General features: G+C 63.4%; 17 protein-coding genes. 7 read left to right on the top strand and 10 right to left on the bottom strand.

Features of this window, described 5'->3' with window-relative positions; translation table 11 throughout:
* Positions 1-33: 33 nt before the first annotated feature.
* The gene (locus ACOSV0_RS09000; protein WP_434109978.1) at positions 34-1,002 is read right to left on the bottom strand and encodes a LysR family transcriptional regulator; all 969 of its coding nucleotides are present in this window, start codon (positions 1,000-1,002) and stop codon (positions 34-36) included.
* Positions 1,003-1,103: 101 nt separating this feature from the next.
* On the opposite strand from ACOSV0_RS09000, the gene ACOSV0_RS08995 reads away from it, so the two are divergent.
* The 6 genes from ACOSV0_RS08995 to ACOSV0_RS08970 all read left to right on the top strand — a co-directional run bounded on the left by ACOSV0_RS08995 (position 1,104) and on the right by ACOSV0_RS08970 (position 7,463).
* Complete coding sequence (locus tag ACOSV0_RS08995; protein ID WP_434109977.1) at positions 1,104-2,180, top strand: ABC transporter ATP-binding protein; 1,077 nt, start codon at positions 1,104-1,106, stop codon at positions 2,178-2,180.
* Positions 2,181-2,261: 81 nt separating this feature from the next.
* The gene (locus ACOSV0_RS08990; protein ID WP_434109976.1) at positions 2,262-2,975 is read left to right on the top strand and encodes an HAD-IA family hydrolase; all 714 of its coding nucleotides are present in this window, start codon (positions 2,262-2,264) and stop codon (positions 2,973-2,975) included.
* Positions 2,976-2,979: 4 nt separating this feature from the next.
* Positions 2,980-4,317: an NAD(P)/FAD-dependent oxidoreductase gene (locus ACOSV0_RS08985; RefSeq protein ID WP_434109974.1), complete on the top strand. Its 1,338-nt coding sequence runs from the start codon at positions 2,980-2,982 to the stop codon at positions 4,315-4,317.
* A gap of 38 nt (positions 4,318-4,355) precedes the next feature.
* Complete coding sequence (locus tag ACOSV0_RS08980; protein WP_434109973.1) at positions 4,356-5,222, top strand: ABC transporter permease; 867 nt, start codon at positions 4,356-4,358, stop codon at positions 5,220-5,222.
* Positions 5,219-6,013 carry an ABC transporter permease gene (locus ACOSV0_RS08975; RefSeq protein ID WP_434109972.1) on the top strand — a complete coding sequence of 265 codons (795 nt, stop codon included), beginning with the start codon at positions 5,219-5,221 and terminating at the stop codon, positions 6,011-6,013. The genes ACOSV0_RS08980 and ACOSV0_RS08975 overlap by 4 nt, the downstream gene beginning before the upstream one ends.
* Positions 6,014-6,035: 22 nt before the next feature.
* Positions 6,036-7,463, top strand: coding sequence for an aldehyde dehydrogenase family protein (locus ACOSV0_RS08970; protein ID WP_434109970.1), 1,428 nt, complete (start codon positions 6,036-6,038; stop codon positions 7,461-7,463).
* Between the two features lie 114 nt (positions 7,464-7,577).
* On the opposite strand, the gene ACOSV0_RS08965 is transcribed toward ACOSV0_RS08970, so the two are convergent.
* The 6 genes from ACOSV0_RS08965 to ACOSV0_RS08940 form a co-directional block, all read right to left on the bottom strand.
* A complete protein-coding gene (locus tag ACOSV0_RS08965) occupies positions 7,578-9,275 on the bottom strand; it encodes a GMC family oxidoreductase (RefSeq protein WP_434109968.1) in 1,698 nt (565 codons plus the stop codon).
* 103 nt (positions 9,276-9,378) lie between these two features.
* Positions 9,379-10,437 carry an ABC transporter substrate-binding protein gene (locus tag ACOSV0_RS08960; protein WP_434109966.1) on the bottom strand — a complete coding sequence of 353 codons (1,059 nt, stop codon included), beginning with the start codon at positions 10,435-10,437 and terminating at the stop codon, positions 9,379-9,381.
* A 184-nt stretch (positions 10,438-10,621) separates the two neighbouring features.
* A complete protein-coding gene (locus tag ACOSV0_RS08955) occupies positions 10,622-11,959 on the bottom strand; it encodes an NAD(P)/FAD-dependent oxidoreductase (protein WP_434109965.1) in 1,338 nt (445 codons plus the stop codon).
* 26 nt (positions 11,960-11,985) lie between these two features.
* Positions 11,986-12,792: an amino acid ABC transporter permease gene (locus tag ACOSV0_RS08950; protein WP_434109964.1), complete on the bottom strand. Its 807-nt coding sequence runs from the start codon at positions 12,790-12,792 to the stop codon at positions 11,986-11,988.
* A 64-nt stretch (positions 12,793-12,856) separates the two neighbouring features.
* Complete coding sequence (locus ACOSV0_RS08945; protein ID WP_434109962.1) at positions 12,857-13,675, bottom strand: substrate-binding periplasmic protein; 819 nt, start codon at positions 13,673-13,675, stop codon at positions 12,857-12,859.
* A gap of 40 nt (positions 13,676-13,715) precedes the next feature.
* On the bottom strand, positions 13,716-15,038 hold the full coding sequence (locus ACOSV0_RS08940) for an NAD(P)/FAD-dependent oxidoreductase (RefSeq protein ID WP_434109961.1): 1,323 nt from the start codon (positions 15,036-15,038) through the stop codon (positions 13,716-13,718).
* Positions 15,039-15,177: 139 nt separating this feature from the next.
* On the opposite strand from ACOSV0_RS08940, the gene ACOSV0_RS08935 reads away from it, so the two are divergent.
* Complete coding sequence (locus tag ACOSV0_RS08935; protein ID WP_434109960.1) at positions 15,178-16,092, top strand: LysR substrate-binding domain-containing protein; 915 nt, start codon at positions 15,178-15,180, stop codon at positions 16,090-16,092.
* On the opposite strand, the gene ACOSV0_RS08930 is transcribed toward ACOSV0_RS08935, so the two are convergent.
* The 3 genes from ACOSV0_RS08930 to ACOSV0_RS08920 all read right to left on the bottom strand — a co-directional run bounded on the left by ACOSV0_RS08930 (position 16,089) and on the right by ACOSV0_RS08920 (position 18,808).
* Positions 16,089-16,940, bottom strand: a complete 852-nt coding sequence (locus ACOSV0_RS08930) for a hypothetical protein (protein ID WP_434109958.1) — start codon at positions 16,938-16,940, stop codon at positions 16,089-16,091. The genes ACOSV0_RS08935 and ACOSV0_RS08930 overlap by 4 nt on opposite strands.
* Before the next feature lie 181 nt (positions 16,941-17,121).
* The gene (locus ACOSV0_RS08925; protein WP_434109957.1) at positions 17,122-17,973 is read right to left on the bottom strand and encodes an ABC transporter substrate-binding protein; all 852 of its coding nucleotides are present in this window, start codon (positions 17,971-17,973) and stop codon (positions 17,122-17,124) included.
* Between the two features lie 70 nt (positions 17,974-18,043).
* Positions 18,044-18,808: an amino acid ABC transporter ATP-binding protein gene (locus tag ACOSV0_RS08920; protein ID WP_434109956.1), complete on the bottom strand. Its 765-nt coding sequence runs from the start codon at positions 18,806-18,808 to the stop codon at positions 18,044-18,046.
* Positions 18,809-18,835: the final 27 nt, after the last annotated feature.

The following is an 18,835-nucleotide window of genomic DNA, read 5'->3' as shown; positions in this document are numbered from 1 at the left end:
GAGTCTGAACCCTCGCGCGTCATCCTGCGCCGTTCAGATCACCAGACCCGCCTCCGCCAGCGAGCGCCGCAACCCCAGCTTCGGATAATTTCGATCGACCGCGGACACATCGGCGCGGGTCTCCTCGATGATCCAGTCGCGCACGTCCGCGGCAACCGGCCGCAACGGCCGATTCTCCGGCCACACCAGACAGCAGCGCCGGTTCGTTACGATCAGTTCCTCTTCGGCCGGCAGCAGCGCGCCCTCGAGCAGCCAATGCGACACCACATTGAGCCAGCCGAGCGCGACGCCCTGCCCAAGCAGCGCCGCCTGCACGACGATGGCGTAGTCGTTGAAACTCAGCATGCTCGCGGCGTGCCGCCCATGCGCCGCAAACGCGGCGAAGCGCTCATGCCAGCCCCGCTCGCCGTCGTCCATCACGATCACCGTATCGCCGTGCTCGCGGCCCGTTCCGGTCGAAACCGTCTCGTGATAGCGCCGGTTGCACACCGGCAGCAACGTCTCCGGCATCACGAGCACGCTGTTCTCACCAATCTCGTCTTCGCGCATGAAGCGCATGCCGAGATCGACATCGACGAGCGGCCCGCCAATGCGCCCTGAGATCAGTTGAAACCTCAAATCGACATTCGGAAACGCCTGGTTCAGCCGGCTCATGCGCGGCATCAGCCAGTGCGTGGTGAACGCGGTGGACACCGATAGCGACACCGACTCGACACCCGTCGCACGCGCCTCGATCTCGCGTATTGCGCTTTCTATGCCGTTGAAGCCTTCGGATATTTTCCGGTAAAGGATCCGGCCGTTCTCGGTCAGTTCGATCCCACCGCGCACGCGCTCAAAAAGACGCACGCCGAGATGATCCTCCATGCGCGAGAGCATGCGGCTCACCGCCGGCTGGCTGACATACAGCTCCTGCGCCGCACGCGTGAAGTTGCCACAGCGGGCCGCAGCTTCGAACACGAACAGCGCGTTCGCACTCGGCAGTTTTTTGCGAAGGTTAGGCATGACTTGATGTTATGCCTTATCCAACAATTTGGGAATTGCCGTCAATAATGACGCGGCCTATATTTTCCCTAACGCGGGCTTCTACAGCGAGACAGAACGTCATGGACGCACGAGCGAAAACAGGTGTTTCGATCCGATCGGCAGTGAAACGTTATGGTCCGGTCATGGCCCTCGACAACGTGTCGCTCGATATCGCCCCAGGCGAATTCGTGTCGCTGCTCGGCCCGTCCGGGTCGGGCAAGACCACCCTGCTCGGCATCCTCGGCGGCTTCGTGCAGCCCAGTTCAGGCGCGGTGTGGGTCGGCGAGCGCGACATTACATTTGCGCCGCCGCACAAACGGGACATCGGCATCGTCTTTCAGAACTACGCGCTCTTTCCGCACATGAACGTTGGCGAGAACGTGGCGTTTCCGTTGCGCGCGCGCCGTCAGCCGAAAGCGACGTGGGCGAAAAAGGTCGCCGACGCGCTCGCCATGGTCGAACTCTCCGGCTACGAGAGCCGCGGCATCGGCCAATTGTCCGGCGGCCAGCGCCAGCGCGTGGCGCTCGCCCGCGCCATGGTCTTCGAGCCGCAACTGATCCTGATGGACGAACCGCTCTCCGCGCTCGACAAGCAGTTGCGCGAAACCATGCAGATCGAACTGCGGCGGCTGCATCGCAAGCTCGGCGCGACGATCGTCTATGTGACGCACGACCAGCGTGAGGCGCTCACCATGAGCGATCGCGTCGCCGTGCTGAAGAACGGCCGGCTCGTGCAGATCGACACACCCGAACGGCTCTACGACCGCCCGTGCGACGCGTTCGTGGCGAGCTTCATCGGCGAAGCGACGCTGCTCGACGTGACGCGTGCCGGCGACGACGCCGTCCGTCTCGGCGAGACGGTTCTGCGCACCGCCCACCCGCTGCCGCGCGGCGACAAACTGCTGCTCGCGGTGCAGACCGAGAAGCTGGTAATCGACGGCGGCGATCGGCACGACGGCGTGAACCGCCTGTCGTGCCGGGTCACCGAGGTGCTGTATCAAGGCGAAAGCCTGCGCGTGTTCGCCACGCTCGCCGACGGCACCGCCATCAGCCTCAGGCAGCCCGGCGGCCACGACGCGCGCCGGCGCATTCCGGAGCCGGGCGCGCCGATGAGCGTCGTGCTCGATCCGCAGGACACGATCGTCGTGCCCGCCTGACCTCACTCTTTTTTAACCGCCCCCGCCCGGACACGGGCACTCCCTGTTCCGATTCACAGCACATTGCAAAAGGATGATTTCATGAAGCTCACCGATTTCAAGGTCCTGACGTTCGACGTCGTCGGCACACTCATCGACTTCGAGCGCGGCGTGCTCGCCTCCGTGCGGCGCATTGGCGGCCCGGCAGCGAAGGACCTGACCGACGACCAGATTTTCGAGCCGTACATGCGTGGCCGTGCGACCTACCCGGGCCGCTCGAGCCATGAAATGGCCAACGTCTACCTGTCGCTGGCGAAGGAACTCGGTCTGCCCGACGACCCGCAATCGGCCGCCGCCTTCCAGCGCGACGTGCTCGAATGGCCCGCGTTCGCGGACTCGGTCGCCGCGCTCAAGCGTCTGCGCAAGCACTTCCGTCTGGTCGCGATGACGAATGCGGACCGCGTCGCGCTGTCGGCTTATGCGCACACGCTCGGCGATCCATTCGACGACACGGTCTGCTGCGACGAAACCGGCGTCGCCAAGCCCGATCCGCAATTCTTCGCCTACAACCGTGGCCGCCAGGCGGCATTCGGCTACAAGTTCGGCGAGATCCTGCACACCGCGCAGAGCCAGTACCACGACATCGGCGTCGCCACGAAACTGGGCTATGCGACCTGCTGGATCGAGCGCCGTCAGGGCAAGAAGGGCTTCGGCGCCACGCCGGTGCCCGAGGCCGTCACAACGCCGACGTTCACGTTCCCGACGCTCGCCGAGCTCGCGGACGCCGTCGAAGCCGAAGCACGCCTCGCCGCCTGATCCGATGCTCGCGCCGACGGCACACCCCCGCCCCCAGCCCGACTCGCTCTGGCGAGCGCTCCTTGCCGCCTCGCCGGATGCGGACGCGGCGGTCAGCACCGGTGCGCCGCTCGCACGCGATCTCGCCGTCGAAGTCGCGGTGATCGGCGCGGGCTATTCGGGCCTTACGGCCGCCTATGCGCTGCAAAAGCGCGGCGTCGATTGCGTCGTGCTCGACGCGAACCCGGTCGGCTGGGGTGCGAGCGGGCGCAATGGCGGGGTGGTGTCGTCGAAATTCAGACTGTCGTTTCCTACCATCGACAAGCTGCATGGCCTCGATACCGCGAAGCGCATGCACCGGCTCGCGCATGAGGGTGTGCGGGTCGTCGAATCGCTGGTCGACGAGTTCGGGCTCACACGGGCCCGCTTCGAACATACCGGCAGCCTGCGCTGCGCGCACACCGAGCGTGCGCTGGCCGCGATCTGCGCCGAAGCGGACTGGGTGCGCGCGACGCTCGGCGATACCTCGATGAGCGTGCAATCGCGCGTGGAAGTCGAGCACGAAACGGGTTCGAAGGGCTTTGTCGGCGGCGTGCTGAGCGCGGACGCCGGCACGATCCTGCCGCTCGAATACCTGCGTGGACTCGCCCACGGCATGACGCTGCGCGGCGTGCCGATTTACGAGTCGACGCCGGTCCTGCAGATGCACCGCGCGCCCGGCGACACCCACGTGACGTTGTGCACGCCCGGCGGTACGGTGCGTGCGAAGCAGGTGATCGTCGCGACCAATGCCTACTCGGATCTCACGCCGGCCACCTCTCCGTATCAGCGCGAGCTCGTGCCGTTCCGCAGCGCGATGATCGCCACCGAACGCCTGCCCGCCGACCTCGACGCGCGTCTGATGGTCGAGCGCCGCAGCTACACCGAAACGCGGCGCATGATGAAGTGGTTCCGCAAAGTAGACGGCCGCATGCTGTTCGGCGGACGCGACGCGTTCGGCAAGGAAAGCCAGACGACCGGCTTCGATGCACTGCAACGCGCGATGGTCGCGCTCTTTCCCGACCTCGCCGGCGTGCCCGTAGCGTATGGCTGGTCGGGCTACGTGGGCATGACGTTCAATTCCCTGCCGCATGTGGGGCGCAGCGACGACGCCACGAGCTTCTGTCTGGGGTATAACGGAGCAGGTGTCGCGATGGCGAGCCTGCTCGGCCAGCATGCCGCCGCGCTCGCCCTCGGCGAGACGCCCGAGCTTTCGCTGCTCGGCGCGCCTGGCCTGCGACCTGTGCCGTTTCATTCGCTGCGTGCGCCGGGTGTGAGGCTCGTCGCCGCGTGGTATCAGTTTCTCGACGCCGTAGGTGCATGATGACGACCGCCAAACGGATGCTTGAAGGATCTCCATTGATGCAGGCCACCGAGTCCGATCCCGCCACACGTTACCAGCGCCGCGAAGATCGCACGATGCTTCTCCTGATGGCGCCAGCGCTCCTCGTGATCGTCGTGCTGCTCGTCGTGCCGCTCGCGTGGCTGTCGTGGCAGTCGATCTGGCACGACGGCTTCACGTTCGAAAACTATCGGCGGATGTTCACGGGCGCTTACCTCGACACCTTCCTGCTGACGTTCAAGCTGAGCATTGTCGTGACCGTCATCACGCTGGTGCTCGGCTATCCGGTGGCCTATTTCGCGGCCTCGCTGCCGCCCAGGCTGAGCGCGCTTGTTCTCGGCATGGTGATCCTGCCGTTCTGGACCAGCGTACTGGTGCGCACTTACGCGTGGCTCGTGCTGCTGCAGCGTACGGGCCTCGTCAACAAGGCCCTGATCGCCTCGGGCCTGATCGACCGGCCGGTGCAGCTCGCCTATAACCAGTTCGGCACGATAGTCGCCATGGTTCATATCCTGCTGCCGTTCATGGTGCTGCCGCTTTACTCGGCCATGCAGAAGATTCCGGCGAATCTCTCGCAGGCGGGTGCAAGCCTGGGCGGCTCGCCGCTGCATGTGTTCATGCGCGTGTTCCTGCCGCTTTCAATGAGCGGCGTGTTCGCCGGTGTCACGCTCGTGTTCGTGCTGTGCCTCGGCTTTTACATCACGCCCGAGTTGATGGGCGGCGGCAAGTCGATCATGGTGTCGATGGTGGTGAGCCGCAACGTCGAGATCTATAACAGTTGGGGCGCGGCGAGCGCGGTGAGCGTCGTGCTGCTGATCTGCGTGTTCGCGATCTTCTACGCCGCGAGCCGCGTGGTGCCACTTGAGAAGACCCTAGGCGCGAAATGACCAAGCTCTCATTCGGAAGGATCGTCCTCGGCGCGACGGTCGTGCTGATTCTCCTGTTCCTGATGGTGCCGGTGCTGATCGTCGTGCCGCTGTCGTTCTCGGACACGCGCTTCATGACCTTCCCGCCGCCTGCCTATTCGCTGCGCTGGTACCACTCGTTCTTCGATAACCCCGCGTGGATCGACGCCGCGCGCACCACGCTGATCGCCTCGACCTGTGCCGCGCTGCTCGCCACGCCGCTCGGCGTATGCGCCGCCTATGCGATCCAGAACGGCACGCACTGGATCATGCGTTATCTGCGCACGCTGCTGATGTTGCCGTTGATGGTGCCGATCATCATCGTCGCGGTGGGTGTGTTCTTCGTCTACTCGCAGGCGGGCTATGTGAATACGCTCGGCGGGCTGATTCTCGCGGATACGATGCTCGGGCTGCCGTACGTGCTGATCTCGGTCGGCGCCGATCTGCGCACCTTCGACCGCACTCAGGAGATGGTCGCCCGCAGCCTCGGCATGAATCGCTTTCGCAGCTTCATGGCGGTGACGCTGCCGCAAATCAAGGCGAGTGTGATCTCCGGCGCGGTATTCGTGTTCATTCAGGCGCTCGACGAAACGGTGGTCGCGCTCTTCGTGTCAGGCGGCTCGAACCAGACGCTGACGCGCCGCATGTTCGTCACGCTGCGTGACGAGATCGATCCGACCATCGCCGCGATCAGCACGATGCTTACCGCGCTGACGCTATGCCTCGTGATGATCGTCGTGGTGAGCCGCCGCTCCGGCGCGGCGCGCGCCTGAACGTCTCCTAACCATCTATCCCATGACCAATGCACTGAAGTTCTATATCGACGGCGCCTGGGTCGAGCCGTCGGGCACGGCACGCCTGCCCGTGATCGATCCCTGCACCGAAGAAGCGTTCGCCGAAGTCGCGATGGGCACACCTGCCGATATCGATCGCGCGGTCGCCGCGGCGAAACACGCGTTCACGTCGTTCTCGCAGACCTCGCCCGCCGACCGCCTCGCGCTGATCCGCCGCATTCTTGAAGTCTTTCTCGAACGGCACGATGAGATGGGCGATACGATCTCGCGTGAGCTGGGCGCCCCGCTCGCCATGGCGCGTGCGTGGCAGGCGGGAATCGGGCGGCGGCATCTCGACGAGCTGATCCTTACCTGCGAAACCTTCGAATGGCAGCGCAAAAAAGGCACTACGCTCGTCAATCACGAGCCGGTGGGCGTCGTCGCGCTCATCACGCCGTGGAACTGGCCGGTCAATCAGATCGTCTGCAAGGCCGCGCCCGCCATCATGGCCGGTTGCACGATGGTGCTCAAGCCCAGCGAAGTCACCCCGCTCAACGCGCTGCTGTTCGCCGAGATTCTGGACGCCGCCGGCGTGCCGCCCGGCGTATTCAATCTCGTGAACGGCGATGGGCCGACGGTCGGCGCGGCGCTCGCGGCGCATCCCGATGTCGACATGGTGTCGTTCACCGGTTCGACGCGCGCCGGCATCGAGATCGCGAAGCTCGCGGCGCCGACCGTCAAGCGCGTGCATCAGGAACTGGGCGGCAAGTCGGCCAACATCCTGCTGGACGACGTCGATTTTGAAGCGGCCGTGACGGCGGGTGTCAACTCGTGCTTCAACAACAGCGGCCAGTCGTGCAATGCACCGACGCGCATGCTGGTGCCCGAGGCACGCCATGACGAGGCGGTGGCGATCGCCCGGCGCGCGGCAGAAGCACATCGCGTCGGCCCCGCCAGCCACGAACGCACGACCATGGGACCGGTTGTCAGCAGCGTGCAGTTCGAGCGCGTGGAGCGGCTGATCGCGATCGGTATCGACGAGGGCGCACAGGTGGTGACAGGTGGCCTCGGTCGTCCGCAAGGTCTCGAACGCGGCTATTACGTGCAACCCACTGTGTTCGCAAACGTGCGTCCATCGATGACGATTGCGCGCGAGGAAATTTTCGGACCCGTGCTCGCGATCATGCCGTATCGCGACGAAGAAGACGCAATCGCGATCGCGAACGACAGCCCCTTCGGTCTCGCGGCCTATGTGCAATCCGCCGATCTCGACCGTGCACGACGTGTGGCGTTCAGGTTGCGTGCGGGCAGCGTGTACCTCAACTATCCCTCATGGGACGCGGGCTCGCCTTTCGGCGGCTACAAGCAGTCGGGCAACGGACGCGAATACGCCGAGTGGGGACTGGAGGCGTTTCTCGAAGTGAAAGGCATCGTGGGGTATGGAGACTGAGGCGACTCAGGGCAACTGCATTCAGCGTGACTGGGGCGCTCTGCCGCTTGCCGGACCGGCGTGAGACTACAGCGTGACTATTCCGGCACGACACAGTACAGCACGACACAGCATTCAAACACGGCCACGCAGCATATCCGCGATGCGCTCCGCAATCATGATGGTAGGCACATTCGTGTTCGCGCACGGTATCGACGGCATCAGCGACGCATCGCATACATAGAGTCCGCTGACACCGTACACGGCGCCGCGCGCATCGCAGACGGCGAGCGGATCGTCCGCGGCGCCCATCCGGCAGGTTCCCGACGGATGCCAGGTGCCGCCCACCGAACGCGTGACGAATTGCGTCAGTGCACGATCGTCGGCGAGCAAGTCGGTCAGCGTCACGCCTTGAGTGACCACGCGCCGCACGAGCCACGCGCGAAACGATCCCGCGATGTCGAGCAGCGCGCTCAGCACGCCGCGTTGCAACGCATTCCACACACCCGGCACGGCCACACTTGCGACACGCGGCGAATAACTCGAAGGCAGGCGTGTCGCGCAATGCTTCGCCATCATCGGATCGGCCAGCGTTTCAGCGCCGAAGCGTAGCGCCTGCTTCAGGCGTTCGAGATCGCGAGCATCGGACAGCATGTTGAAATCGACAGCAGGCTCGCTATGCGGACTCGCCGACTTAAGCGTCACCCGGCCGCGCGAGTACGACTTGTTCACCCAGAAGAAGATCGTGCCGAGCCGGTAGCCGACCGAATGCCAGCCCGAGCGCGACAGGATCGCGCCGTGCATGTCGCCGGGTACGGTGCCGGGCACACCTGACGAAAAGCGCACGATGGCCTGCTCGTGATGCTCGTCTGGAAACGGCGTGCGGGCAGCTCGCGGCAAAACCGCGGAGACGGCAATCGACGGATGCTCCATCAGATTGCCGCCGACGCCGGCACGATCCGCGCGCACGTCGATACCGAGCGCGGCGAGCTCCGCGGCCGGTCCGATGCCGCTTCTCATCAGCAGCGCGGGACTGTGAATCGCGCCGGCACAGGTGATTACATGCGCGGCGCGCAATTCTTCGCCGACGCCATCCATGCCATCCCTGCCCTCACTGCCGACGATGCGCGCACCGACCGCGCGCGTGCCGTCGAACAGCACGCGCTCGACCAGCATACCGGTGCGGATCTGGAGGTTCGGACGGGCGCGCACGGTGTCGTCGAGATAACACACCGATGTCGGGATACGCTCCCCCGCCTCGCTCACGGCGATCGATCCGATGAACGTGCCATCCTCCCACACGCCGTTCTGATCCTCGCGCCGCACGTGGCCACGCGCGGCGAGCGTGCCGAGCACCGCGCGCACAAAGGGCGAGATGCGCGCCCACTTCGCGCGCTGGATGCGGACTGGACCGCTCTTGCCATGCAGGTCGCCGTCGAAGTCGCAATCGGATTCGAGTTTGCGGAAATACGGCAGGCAGGCGTTCCAGTCCCAGCCATGCGCGCCGAGCGCATGCCATTCGTCGTAATCGGCGGGTGCGCCGCGATTCGCCATGAGCGCATTGATCGCCGAACCGCCGCCGAGCAGACGCGCCTGTTCATAGCGGCGTGTCGTCGCCGATGCATTCATGCGCGCCTGCAGGCGCTGCCAGATGTTCGCCGTGTCGAGATAGGCGCGGCCGGGATACCGGCTGCGTACCGCAGGCGGCATGTCGGTCTGCGAGATATTGCGTCCGGCCTCGACGAGGCAGACGGTCTTGCAGGCGTCTTCGGATAGACGCGCGGCGAGCACGCAGCCGGCCGACCCGCCGCCGAGAATCAGATAGTCGATCACATTCGATGATGATGCGGGCGTTGAAACGTGCGGGCCGGGCGAAACAAGGCAAGGCGCGTGTGCGCGGGCCTATAGACCCGCGCGTAAAAAACGACCTGCAGCTTTACTGCATGAACTTAAGCCAGCGCGCCTTCGCCTGAATGCCGGCGTCCGAGGCCCACCACTCCTCCGACATGAGCGCCTGCTTCGCCGCGTTGTCCGGCGAACTTGGCAGCTCGCTCGCGCGTTTCGCGTCGATCTTGCCGGTCTTGAAGGCCGCCGGATTGCCCGGGCCATAGTCGATGTACAACGGCAGGTTCGCCTGCAATTCGGGCGAGACAGCGGCGTTGACGAACTTGATCGCGTCGGCCAGGTTCGGCGCGTTCTTCAATATGCACAACTGGGTATTCTGGAGAATGCCGTCGTTGAACGTGAAGTCGATATCGGGGTTGTCTTTACGCACGGCGCTCGCGCGGCCGTTCCAGATCATCGTCATGTCGACTTCGCCGTCGTGCAGCAATTGTGCCGACTGCCCGCCCGACGTCCACCAGACGCTCACGTCCGGCTTGATCTGTTGAAGCTTCTTGAACGCACGATCGACATCGAGCGGATAAAGCTTGTCGCGCGGCACGCCGTCTGCCAGAAGCGCGGCTTCGAGCACCGTCTGCGGATCGTTGCGCAACGCGCGGGTGCCGGGGAAGCCCTTTACGTTCCAGAAATCGGCCCAGCTCTGCGGCACTTTCTTCAACGTCTTCTTGTTGTAGCCGATCACCGTCGAATAGAACTCATAGGCGACTGAGTACGGCGTGCGGTATTTCTCGGGCATCGCCGCCCCATTCGGGATCTTCGAGAAATCCAGCTTCTCCAGCAGGCCTTCGTGGCCGCCGCGCAGACAGTTGGACGTCGGCGTATCCACCACGTCCCAGATCGGCTTGCCGGTTGCGGCCTGGGCCTTGATCTGCGGCCACGCGTCCGGGATGCTGTCCTGGTTCACAGTGATGTTCAGCAGTTTCGCCGCCGGGTCGAGAATCGCCTTGGTCTGCGCTTCCTGATACGTGCCGCCTTGAGAAACAAAGGTAATCTTGCCCGCAGCAAAAGCAGGCGTGAAACACGCAGGCACCAGACCCACGACACCGAGAATCAGAACAGCGGCAAGCGGACGCAACGTTGGCTTCTTGATCACGACTTTGTCCTCGAAACGGTTAAGCGAAAGAGATCGTGGATGTAATGCGTGTTGAGCCAAATATAGTGAGTCTATTTAATGACGACAACGCCGCAATTGTTGTGGTGCCCATGACATCAAGTTATGGCAACCGCATCACATCGGCTTCATGATGACCGGATATTCCTTCTGATGAAAGATCACCCTAGAAGCCCGCGTCGATCACGATCTTCGTCCCGTCGCTGAACCGGTTGAGGCGGAACGCATGCGGGTCGACAAGCGGCGTGTCGTTCGCCACCAGATCCGCCATCAGCTTTCCAGCCGCCGGGCCGATGCCGAATCCATGCCCCGAAAAGCCGGTGCCGATAAAAAGACCCGGCACCGTATCGACCCCGGAGATCACGGGAATCGCGTCCGGCGTCACGTCCATGTAGCCCGCCCAGCGCTGTGCGATTCGCGCGTGCGCCAGATGCGGGAAGACCCTGGTGAACTCGCGCAAGCCGGCGTCGGTGTACTTGACGATCGGTTCGGGATCGAGCGTGCGGACCGCTTCGAACGCAGTGGGACGGTCGAGCGCCCAATGACGGGGACGGCGCAATTCATCGAAGAAACGGGCGCCGATGCCGATGCGCAACGAGCCCAACTGGCTCTTCAACGCTTCGACATATTTGAAGAACAGGCGAAATGAATCGGGCGTGAGATCGCTATAGGTGCGAAAGCCAAAGGCGATCGTATAGCCGCCGTCGGCGCGCTTGCGAAACGCGAATTTCTTGTTGCTCGCGCTACAGGTGGGGCCGCCGTCGAGCGGCTCGGTACGAAGCACCGAGGCTTTTACCAGCAGTTGCGGTACATCGACATCCAGGTTGCCGCAGAACAACCGCGACCACGCGCCACCCGCGACGACGACACTGTTGCAGCGAATCGTGCCGTGCTCGGTGACGACGGCACTGACGCGCCCTGCACTCGTTTCGATGCCACGGGCGGCACATGGCGTCAGAATTTTGACGCCGCGTTTGCGCAACGCATTCGCGATTGCAGGTGCGGCTTTTTGCGGTTCGGCGCGGCCGTCGCCGGGTGTGTAAAGCCCGCCCTTGAACGCTTTCGTCGCGCCGGGCAGCAGTCCGGCAACGGCACTCCCGTCGACCACGCGCGTGTCGAACGTGTCGCCCCCTACGTGGCGCGCCTTGTCGAGCCATACGTGATGACTGTCCATCACGCTGTCTTCGTCGGTCATGTAGAGGATGCCGCATTGATTGAAGCCCGTGTCGATGCCGAGCGCCGCATCCATTTTCCGCCACAGCTTCAGGCTTTCTATGCTCAAGGCGAACTCGCGCATGTCGCGATGCGTGACGCGCACCCAGCCCCAATTGCGACTCGATTGTTCGCCCGCAATATGGCCTTTCTCACATAGCGCGACCTGCAATCCTTTCTCGCTCAGATAAAGGGCCGTGCTCACGCCGATAATGCCGCCGCCGATGACGACGACATCGACTTGCGCAGGCAAGGTGGTGTCGTCAGCGACCGTTTCTACTTGGGGTCTCATTGTGGCTGGTGTCCTGCCTGTAAAGACTAGTTATGTTGATCGGCGATGCCGGCCCTGACGGAGACGGTCGAACTGGCCGAAGCCTGCGCCTTGCGCTGCCGGCGTGACAATCCCGTGCTGGAATTGCCGCGCGCCGGATTCGAATGACGGTTGGTCCAGCGGTCGATGTGATTGATCGCGTGCGTGAGCGGCACGGTCACGAGCAGATACACCGCACCCGCGGCCACCAGCGGCGACAGGTTCGCGGTATTTACCGACGTGTTCTGGCCGATCGTAAACAGATCGCGTTGCGAAGTCAGCAGGCCGAGAAAATAGACCAGACTCGAATCCTTGACGATCGAAATGAACTGGTTCGCCAGCGCCGGCAAGATGCGCCGCACGCCTTGCGGCACGATCACGTGGCGCATGCTGCTCCAGTACGTCATGCCGAGCGCCTGACACGCAGAAAGTTGTCCGCGCCCCACGCTTTGAATGCCGGAGCGGAAAATCTCCGCGATATACGCGGACGAAATCAACCCCAGTGCGACGATCGCAAGCGGATACGGGTTGGGCCCGAAGATCGCGAGCCCTATTGGCGCGAGTCCCTGGCCGACCAGCAGGATCACGAGCGCGGCCGGCAGGCCGCGAAACACGTCGATGAACACCTGTGCGGGCAGCATCAACCAGCGCATGTGCGACACCGTCATCAACGCGAGCATCATGCCCGCGACGATCCCCAGCACGGTCGAAAACACCGATAGCACCAGCGTGTTGACGAGGCCCGTGCACAGCAACGACGGTATCGACGAGATCAGCAACGGCCAGTCGAGAAAGTTCTGCAAGAAAGCATTCATGGTGCGCTCCCTGTTGAGCCTCGGCGGTGAATTCAGCCGCCGGTCCGCAACCGGCCGGACTGGATCAGTTACCGGTCTTCATCGCGTACGGCGGCAAGCTCGCGGGCTTCGAATAACCCGGGTGGAACTGCAGGTACAGCTTCAGCCAGGTTCCGTCCGCGACCAGTTCGCCAATAGTCTTGTTCAGCGCTGCCTCAAGCTTGGCGTTGCCCTTATGCACTGGAAAACCGGCGGGCAGATTGACGGCGGAAATGTCGAGCTTGTCCGCGATATTCATCTGTGGATACTTTCCTTGCAAGCCCTCTACGAGCGTTTTATCCACGAAATAGCCGTCGATATATTTCGAGCGCATCGCAAGGAATCCCGCGTTCAGGTTCGGAAAGCGCACGATCTGCGCGCCCGGCAGGTAGCTGTCCGAATACGTGTCCTCGATGGTGCCCTGCACGACGCCGATCCGTTTGCCCTTCACCGATGAGGGATCGCTCGTGATCGTGCTGTCGGGCAAGGTTGCTACGCTCAGCAGGCCCGTCAGATAGCCCTCCGAGAAATCGACCATCTTCAGACGTTCCTTCGTGATCGAAATCGATCCGGCGGCCAGATCGATCTGCTGGTTCGCGACGCTCGGCAGCAGCCCGCTGAAATCCTGCGCGCGGAACTCGGCGCTCAGACCGAGCTTCGCCGCTATGGCGCGCAGCAATTCGACGTCGAAGCCCGTCATCTTGCCGTTGTCGATATACGAATACGGCTTGTTGTTCGCATCCACGCCGGCGACCAGCTTGCCGGGCGTCAGCGTGCCGATGTCGTCGGCACGGGCGTTGCCTTGCAACGCGAACGATAAAGGCACGACAACCGCAATGAGGCTGAGAAGATGGCGAAAACGCATGATGTTTGCTCCGTCGAAAGAACCTGCGATGGGAAGTCAGTCACGAAAGCGCGGCGCGCGCGCGGCCGCTCCAGAAATCGTCGAACGCATAGAGCGCCGTGCCGACCGGCACGCTCAGGCGGCTCGCCATGCCGGCCGGGCTGACCGGAAAGGCGCCCTCGCCGAATGCGCCCGCCTGCGCGTCGAGCCCGAGCATGGACCTCGCGACGCGCGCGCCCAGATAGCTCATCAGCGCGACACCGTTGCCGTTGCAGCCGAGCGCGTAGTGAATGCCGTCCTGCTCGCCGATATGCGCGAGCTTGTCGCCCGTCATCGCGACGTAGCCCTTCCACGCGTGCGTAATGCGCACGTCGCGCAGTGCGGGCCACAACTCGATCATCTTCGCGTGCAGCATCCCCGCGGCTTCACGTTCGCTCACCTCGCGAATGGCGGGGCGCGAGCCGAACAGCATGCGCGTGCCGTCGGGCGACGGTCTCGTGTAGAACAGATTGCGCTTCGAATCGCTGATCATGCGCCGCCCCGGATTCAGCACGGCCATCAGTCCGGGCGGCAGCGGCTCTGTCGCGATCTGGTAACTCGCAACCGGCAGCACGCGCCGCGCGAAGAACGGCAGCAGCCGTCCGGTGTAGCCGTTGGTCGCGACCAGCACATGCTTCGTGTCGATTTTGCCTCGCGTGGCATGAACCCGAAAACCCGCGCCATGGCGTTCGATTCGCTCCACGCCCGCATGCGAATGTAACGTCGCGCCGCAACGCCGCGCGAGATCGCGCAGCGCGCGATGATATTTGGCCGTATGCAGACCGCCGTATTCGTCGACGAGAATCCCGCCGTAGTAGTAGTCGGAGCCGATCACCGTATGCTGCTCCGCGCGCGGCACGACGTGCACCGTCACGCCGGTCTTCTCGCGCAGGAGGTCGCCCTGGCGCCGCAAACGATCGAAGTGGCGCGGCGTGAAGGCGCCGAAGAAACGGCCCGTGATCTGCAGATCGGCGTCGAGCGACTCCTCAGCGACCAGGCGCTTCAGGTAATCGAAGCTCGCCATCGACTCGCGCATCAGCCGTCCCAGCCGCTCTGCCGATACGCCACGAATCGCGTTGGTCAGCGCGAGCTTCTGTCCGCTCGACACCATGCCGCCGCTGCGCGTGCTGCCGCCCGCTCCGATCTCCGCCGCGTCGAGCACGGCGACGCTCGCGCCGTGGCGCGCCGCAACCGCTGCCGCCGACAAGCCGCAATAGCCGCTGCCGACAATCACCAGATCCACGCTCGAGGGCAACGCGTCACGGGCCGTCTCGGGCGGCGCGGTGTCCCACCAGTACGGGGTCACGCGGAAATCGTCGTGAAACAGCAGGGCATCGGAGCGCATCGTCTATGGCCGGTGGGAAGATGCAAACCAGTCTAGGTTTTCGTCGACCATCCGGTCAAATACGACCAAAAACGTCTGCCATTCAAATTTGATATGGCAAGCTGCGAGCTGGATTAACGAAGGCAAACGAGGCAGAAGAATGAATCAACGGCAAATCGATGCATTCAGGCTGGTCATGTTGCGCGGTTCGATGACCGCCGCGGCCGAGGAGCTTGGCACGTCGCAGCCGAGCATCAGCCGGTTGATTGCGGAACTGGAGGCATCGACGGGATTGGCGCTGTTCACGCGCAACGGCGGAAGGATTCAGGCCACGGATGCCGGAAGCGCGTTTTACCGCGAAGTGGACCGGAGTTTTGTGGGCATCGAGAAACTGGCGCATTCCGCGCGCGAAATCCGTCAGTTCGGCAGTGGCCGCCTGCGGCTCGTCGCGGCGCCGGTGCTGGCGTTGTCGTTCATCCCGATGGTGATCGAGCGTTTTCTCGCCGTCTATCCTCGCATCGCGATATCGCTGGAAATGCGCAGCGAAGGCACGATCCAGCGTTGGGCCTCGTCGGCCTATTGCGATATCGGCTTTGCTACGACTACGCCCGAAGCGTTCGGCGTGACGAGCGCCGAGTTATACCGGCTGCCCGGCGTATGCGCGCTGCCGGCCGGACATCCGCTGACGGCGCGCAAACGTATCCACGCACGCGATCTGCGTAACGAAAGGTTGATTCTGGCTTCGTATGCGGACGACACGCGTTCGTCGCTGGATCGCGTGTTGCGTCAGGCGGACGTCAATCAGGTGCCGACTATCGAAACGCCATACGGTGCAACGATTTGCGCGATGGTGTCGCGCGGGTTGGGCATCGGCATCGTGAATCCGCTGGCGACTTTCGATGCCAATCCCACGAAGATCCAGTTCCGGCCGTTTGCACCGGACGTCATGTTTCGGGGATTCACGGTATGTCCGCAGCTTCAATCCACCAATCCGATCGTCGACAGCTTTCTCAAGATGGCCGGCGACACCATGGCGCTTGAAGCCAGGCACGCCTTCAAACCCGCGCGACGTTAGCTCATCCAGTACTTGTTCGGGATCAGGCGATCCTCTTCGGAAAGATACGGATTGTCGAGAACGAAGATCTTGCGGCTCGCGAGGTCGGCACGGACCAGCCCGTCCTGAATGTAGGGATGGGAGTTGAACAGCCTCATATACGATCCGTCGAGATACGCCTTCACCAGCCCTCTGCGAATAGTCTGGGCGAGGCTCGCGTTCTTCGTGGAGACATAGAAAATAAAGTCCGACCGGTATTTCAGAAGCAGCCGCCTCTCGACGACCAGATTCCGCTCCCTGTGCCGCGGCTCGTCCAGTTCCGCGAAAGCTTCGACGACACCGCGCGGAAAATAGTCGAGCCGGCCGCCCTGAATCATATCGAACACGGTCTCATAGGGAACCGTTTCTATTTTCAGACCGGCCGCTCTCATGATTTTTGTGTCGATCCAGTCAAGCCCCTGGCCGCCCGTCAATGCCTTCAGATCGGACAGGCTCCCCACCCTGTCGAAATCAGCCTGACGATCTTTTCGTATGACAAAGATCCGGTAGCCGATCAGCCCGCGGTTGATAGGAATCCGTACCACGTTCAACCCGCGTTCCGCCTCGGCGTCCATGCTCGTCCAGAGCAGATTGATGGCATTGCTCCCGCCGGCCAGTTCTGTCAGCGCACGCCCCCGTTCCATCAGGACCTCAGCCTGCCGCGCCACGTACTCGGCGCCAGCCGCTTTCATTGCGAGGTCGAGCACCGCCAGGGGGAAGACCGCACGTGCCCGGTCTTCGAGGCTGTAGTGCGGGTAAACGATAGAGAATGGGGCCGCGGAAGCGGCACGCGCGCGGAGCGTCACGCCTGCCGCGCCCAGTGCAGCCAATACAAAACGCCTGCGATGCATGGATAGGTTCGACACATGAGCGATTCGTCAGTACTGGCCCGGATCGCCCTGAATCATGCACGGTCAAAAAATCATCGTGCCACGATTCGTGCAGGCATACAAACTCATTTCACTCAGCGAGTTGCGGCGCAGGCCGAGGCGAGGCCCGCGCCGGCCCGTGTCACGTCCCGGCGTTAACCAGCGCCTTCGGCACAGCGTGTTGCTGCAAACCCCATTTCGTCAGGATCTTCTGGTAGGTGCCGTCGGCGACCAGCTGGTTGAACGCATTGGTCAGCGCCGTGTTGAGCGCCGCGTTGTCCTTCGACATGCCGAGCGCGGTGTACTGCGACAGGAACGGCTGGCCGATCGGCGCGTACGCGTTCTGCTCAATCGAGTTCTGGTACGGCAAGGTTTCGCCGCCCTGCACCGCCGCATCGATCCGGTTCTGGCGCAACTGCATGCGCGCGTCCGACGAGCCATCCGTACCGACTACCTTGACGGGCGGCTTGCCTGCCTTCACGCAATGCTCATTGCTCCACTTGGCGATGTCGTTCGGAAACGATGTGCGGCGGCTCGTTCCGACGGTCTTGCCACACAGCGCATCCATCGTCGCGAACTCGCCCGCGCGCGCCTTCACCGTGTAGAACTGCGGGCCGGTCGTGATGTAGTCGAGGAAGTTCACTGCCCCGCGGCGTTCGGGCAGATCGGTCATGCCCGACAGGATCACGTCGACGCGCTTCGTGGTCAGTGCGCTCATCATCTGGTCGAAGCTGGTTTCCTGCCATTCGAGCTTGACGCCGAGTTTCGCGGCGAGCGCTTCGCCGAGATCGACGTCGAAGCCCATCAGCTTGTCGGTGGCCGGGTCCTTGTATTCGAACGGCGGATAGTTCGGCACGATCGCCGCGACGAGCGTGCTCTTGCCAATGCTGGGGATGGACGGCGCGGCAGTTTGCGCGTGAGAAAGCGGCGCATGCAGCGCTACGACGCCAACTGCCAGGGTGAACCATTCACGCAAACGAAAGGACGCGTTCATAGAAACTCGCTTGTTAGAAGAATCTGGAAAGCGGGTCCCAGCCGGAACCCGCGGTTGTGCGCGGTCGTGATCAGGACAGCACGGCCGAGATGAAATCCTGCGTACGTTTATGTTTTGGCTGCCCGAGCACCTGATCGGGCGTGCCGGTTTCCACCACCTGCCCCTGATCCATGAAGACCACCCGGTTGGCCACCTCGCGGGCAAAGCCCAGTTCATGCGTCACCACGATCATCGTCATGCCGCTTTGCGCCAGATCCCGCATCACCGCCAGCACCTCGCCCACGAGTTCGGGATCCAGCGCCGAGGTCGGCTCGTCGAACAGCATCAGTTGCGGACGCATGGCCAGTGCCCGTGCGATCGCCACCCGTTGCTGCTGTCCACCGGACAGTTCCACCGGGAACGCGTCGCACTTATGAGCGAGCCCGACCCGCTTGAGCAGCGAACGCGCCTCTTCTTCCGCTTCCGCGCGCCGCCGCTTGAGAACCTGCACCGGACCTTCGATCACGTTCTCCAGCACCGTCTTGTGCGGGAACAGATTGAATTTCTGGAACACCATGCTGGTCGCCAGACGCTGGCGCGCCACCTGCCGTTCCGACAGTTCGTGCAGCCGGTTGCCCACCCGCCGGTAGCCCGCCAGTTCGCCGTTCACCCACAGCGCCCCGTCGTTGATTTTCTCCAGCTGATTGATACACCGCAGGAACGTGCTCTTGCCCGAGCCCGACGGCCCGATTACGCACAGCACCTCGCCTTTGGCGACATCCAGCGTGATGCCCTGCAGGGCCTTGAACTCGCCGTATGACTTGCGCACGTCGACCGCGCGAACGATTGAATTCATTTTGGCTCCTTGTCCTGTCGTCACCGG

Source organism: Paraburkholderia caffeinilytica, from assembly GCF_051027425.1.
In the GTDB taxonomy this organism is placed as follows: Bacteria; Pseudomonadota; Gammaproteobacteria; order Burkholderiales; family Burkholderiaceae; genus Paraburkholderia; species Paraburkholderia caffeinilytica_A.
This window is presented reverse-complemented; position numbering and strand designations above follow the sequence as displayed.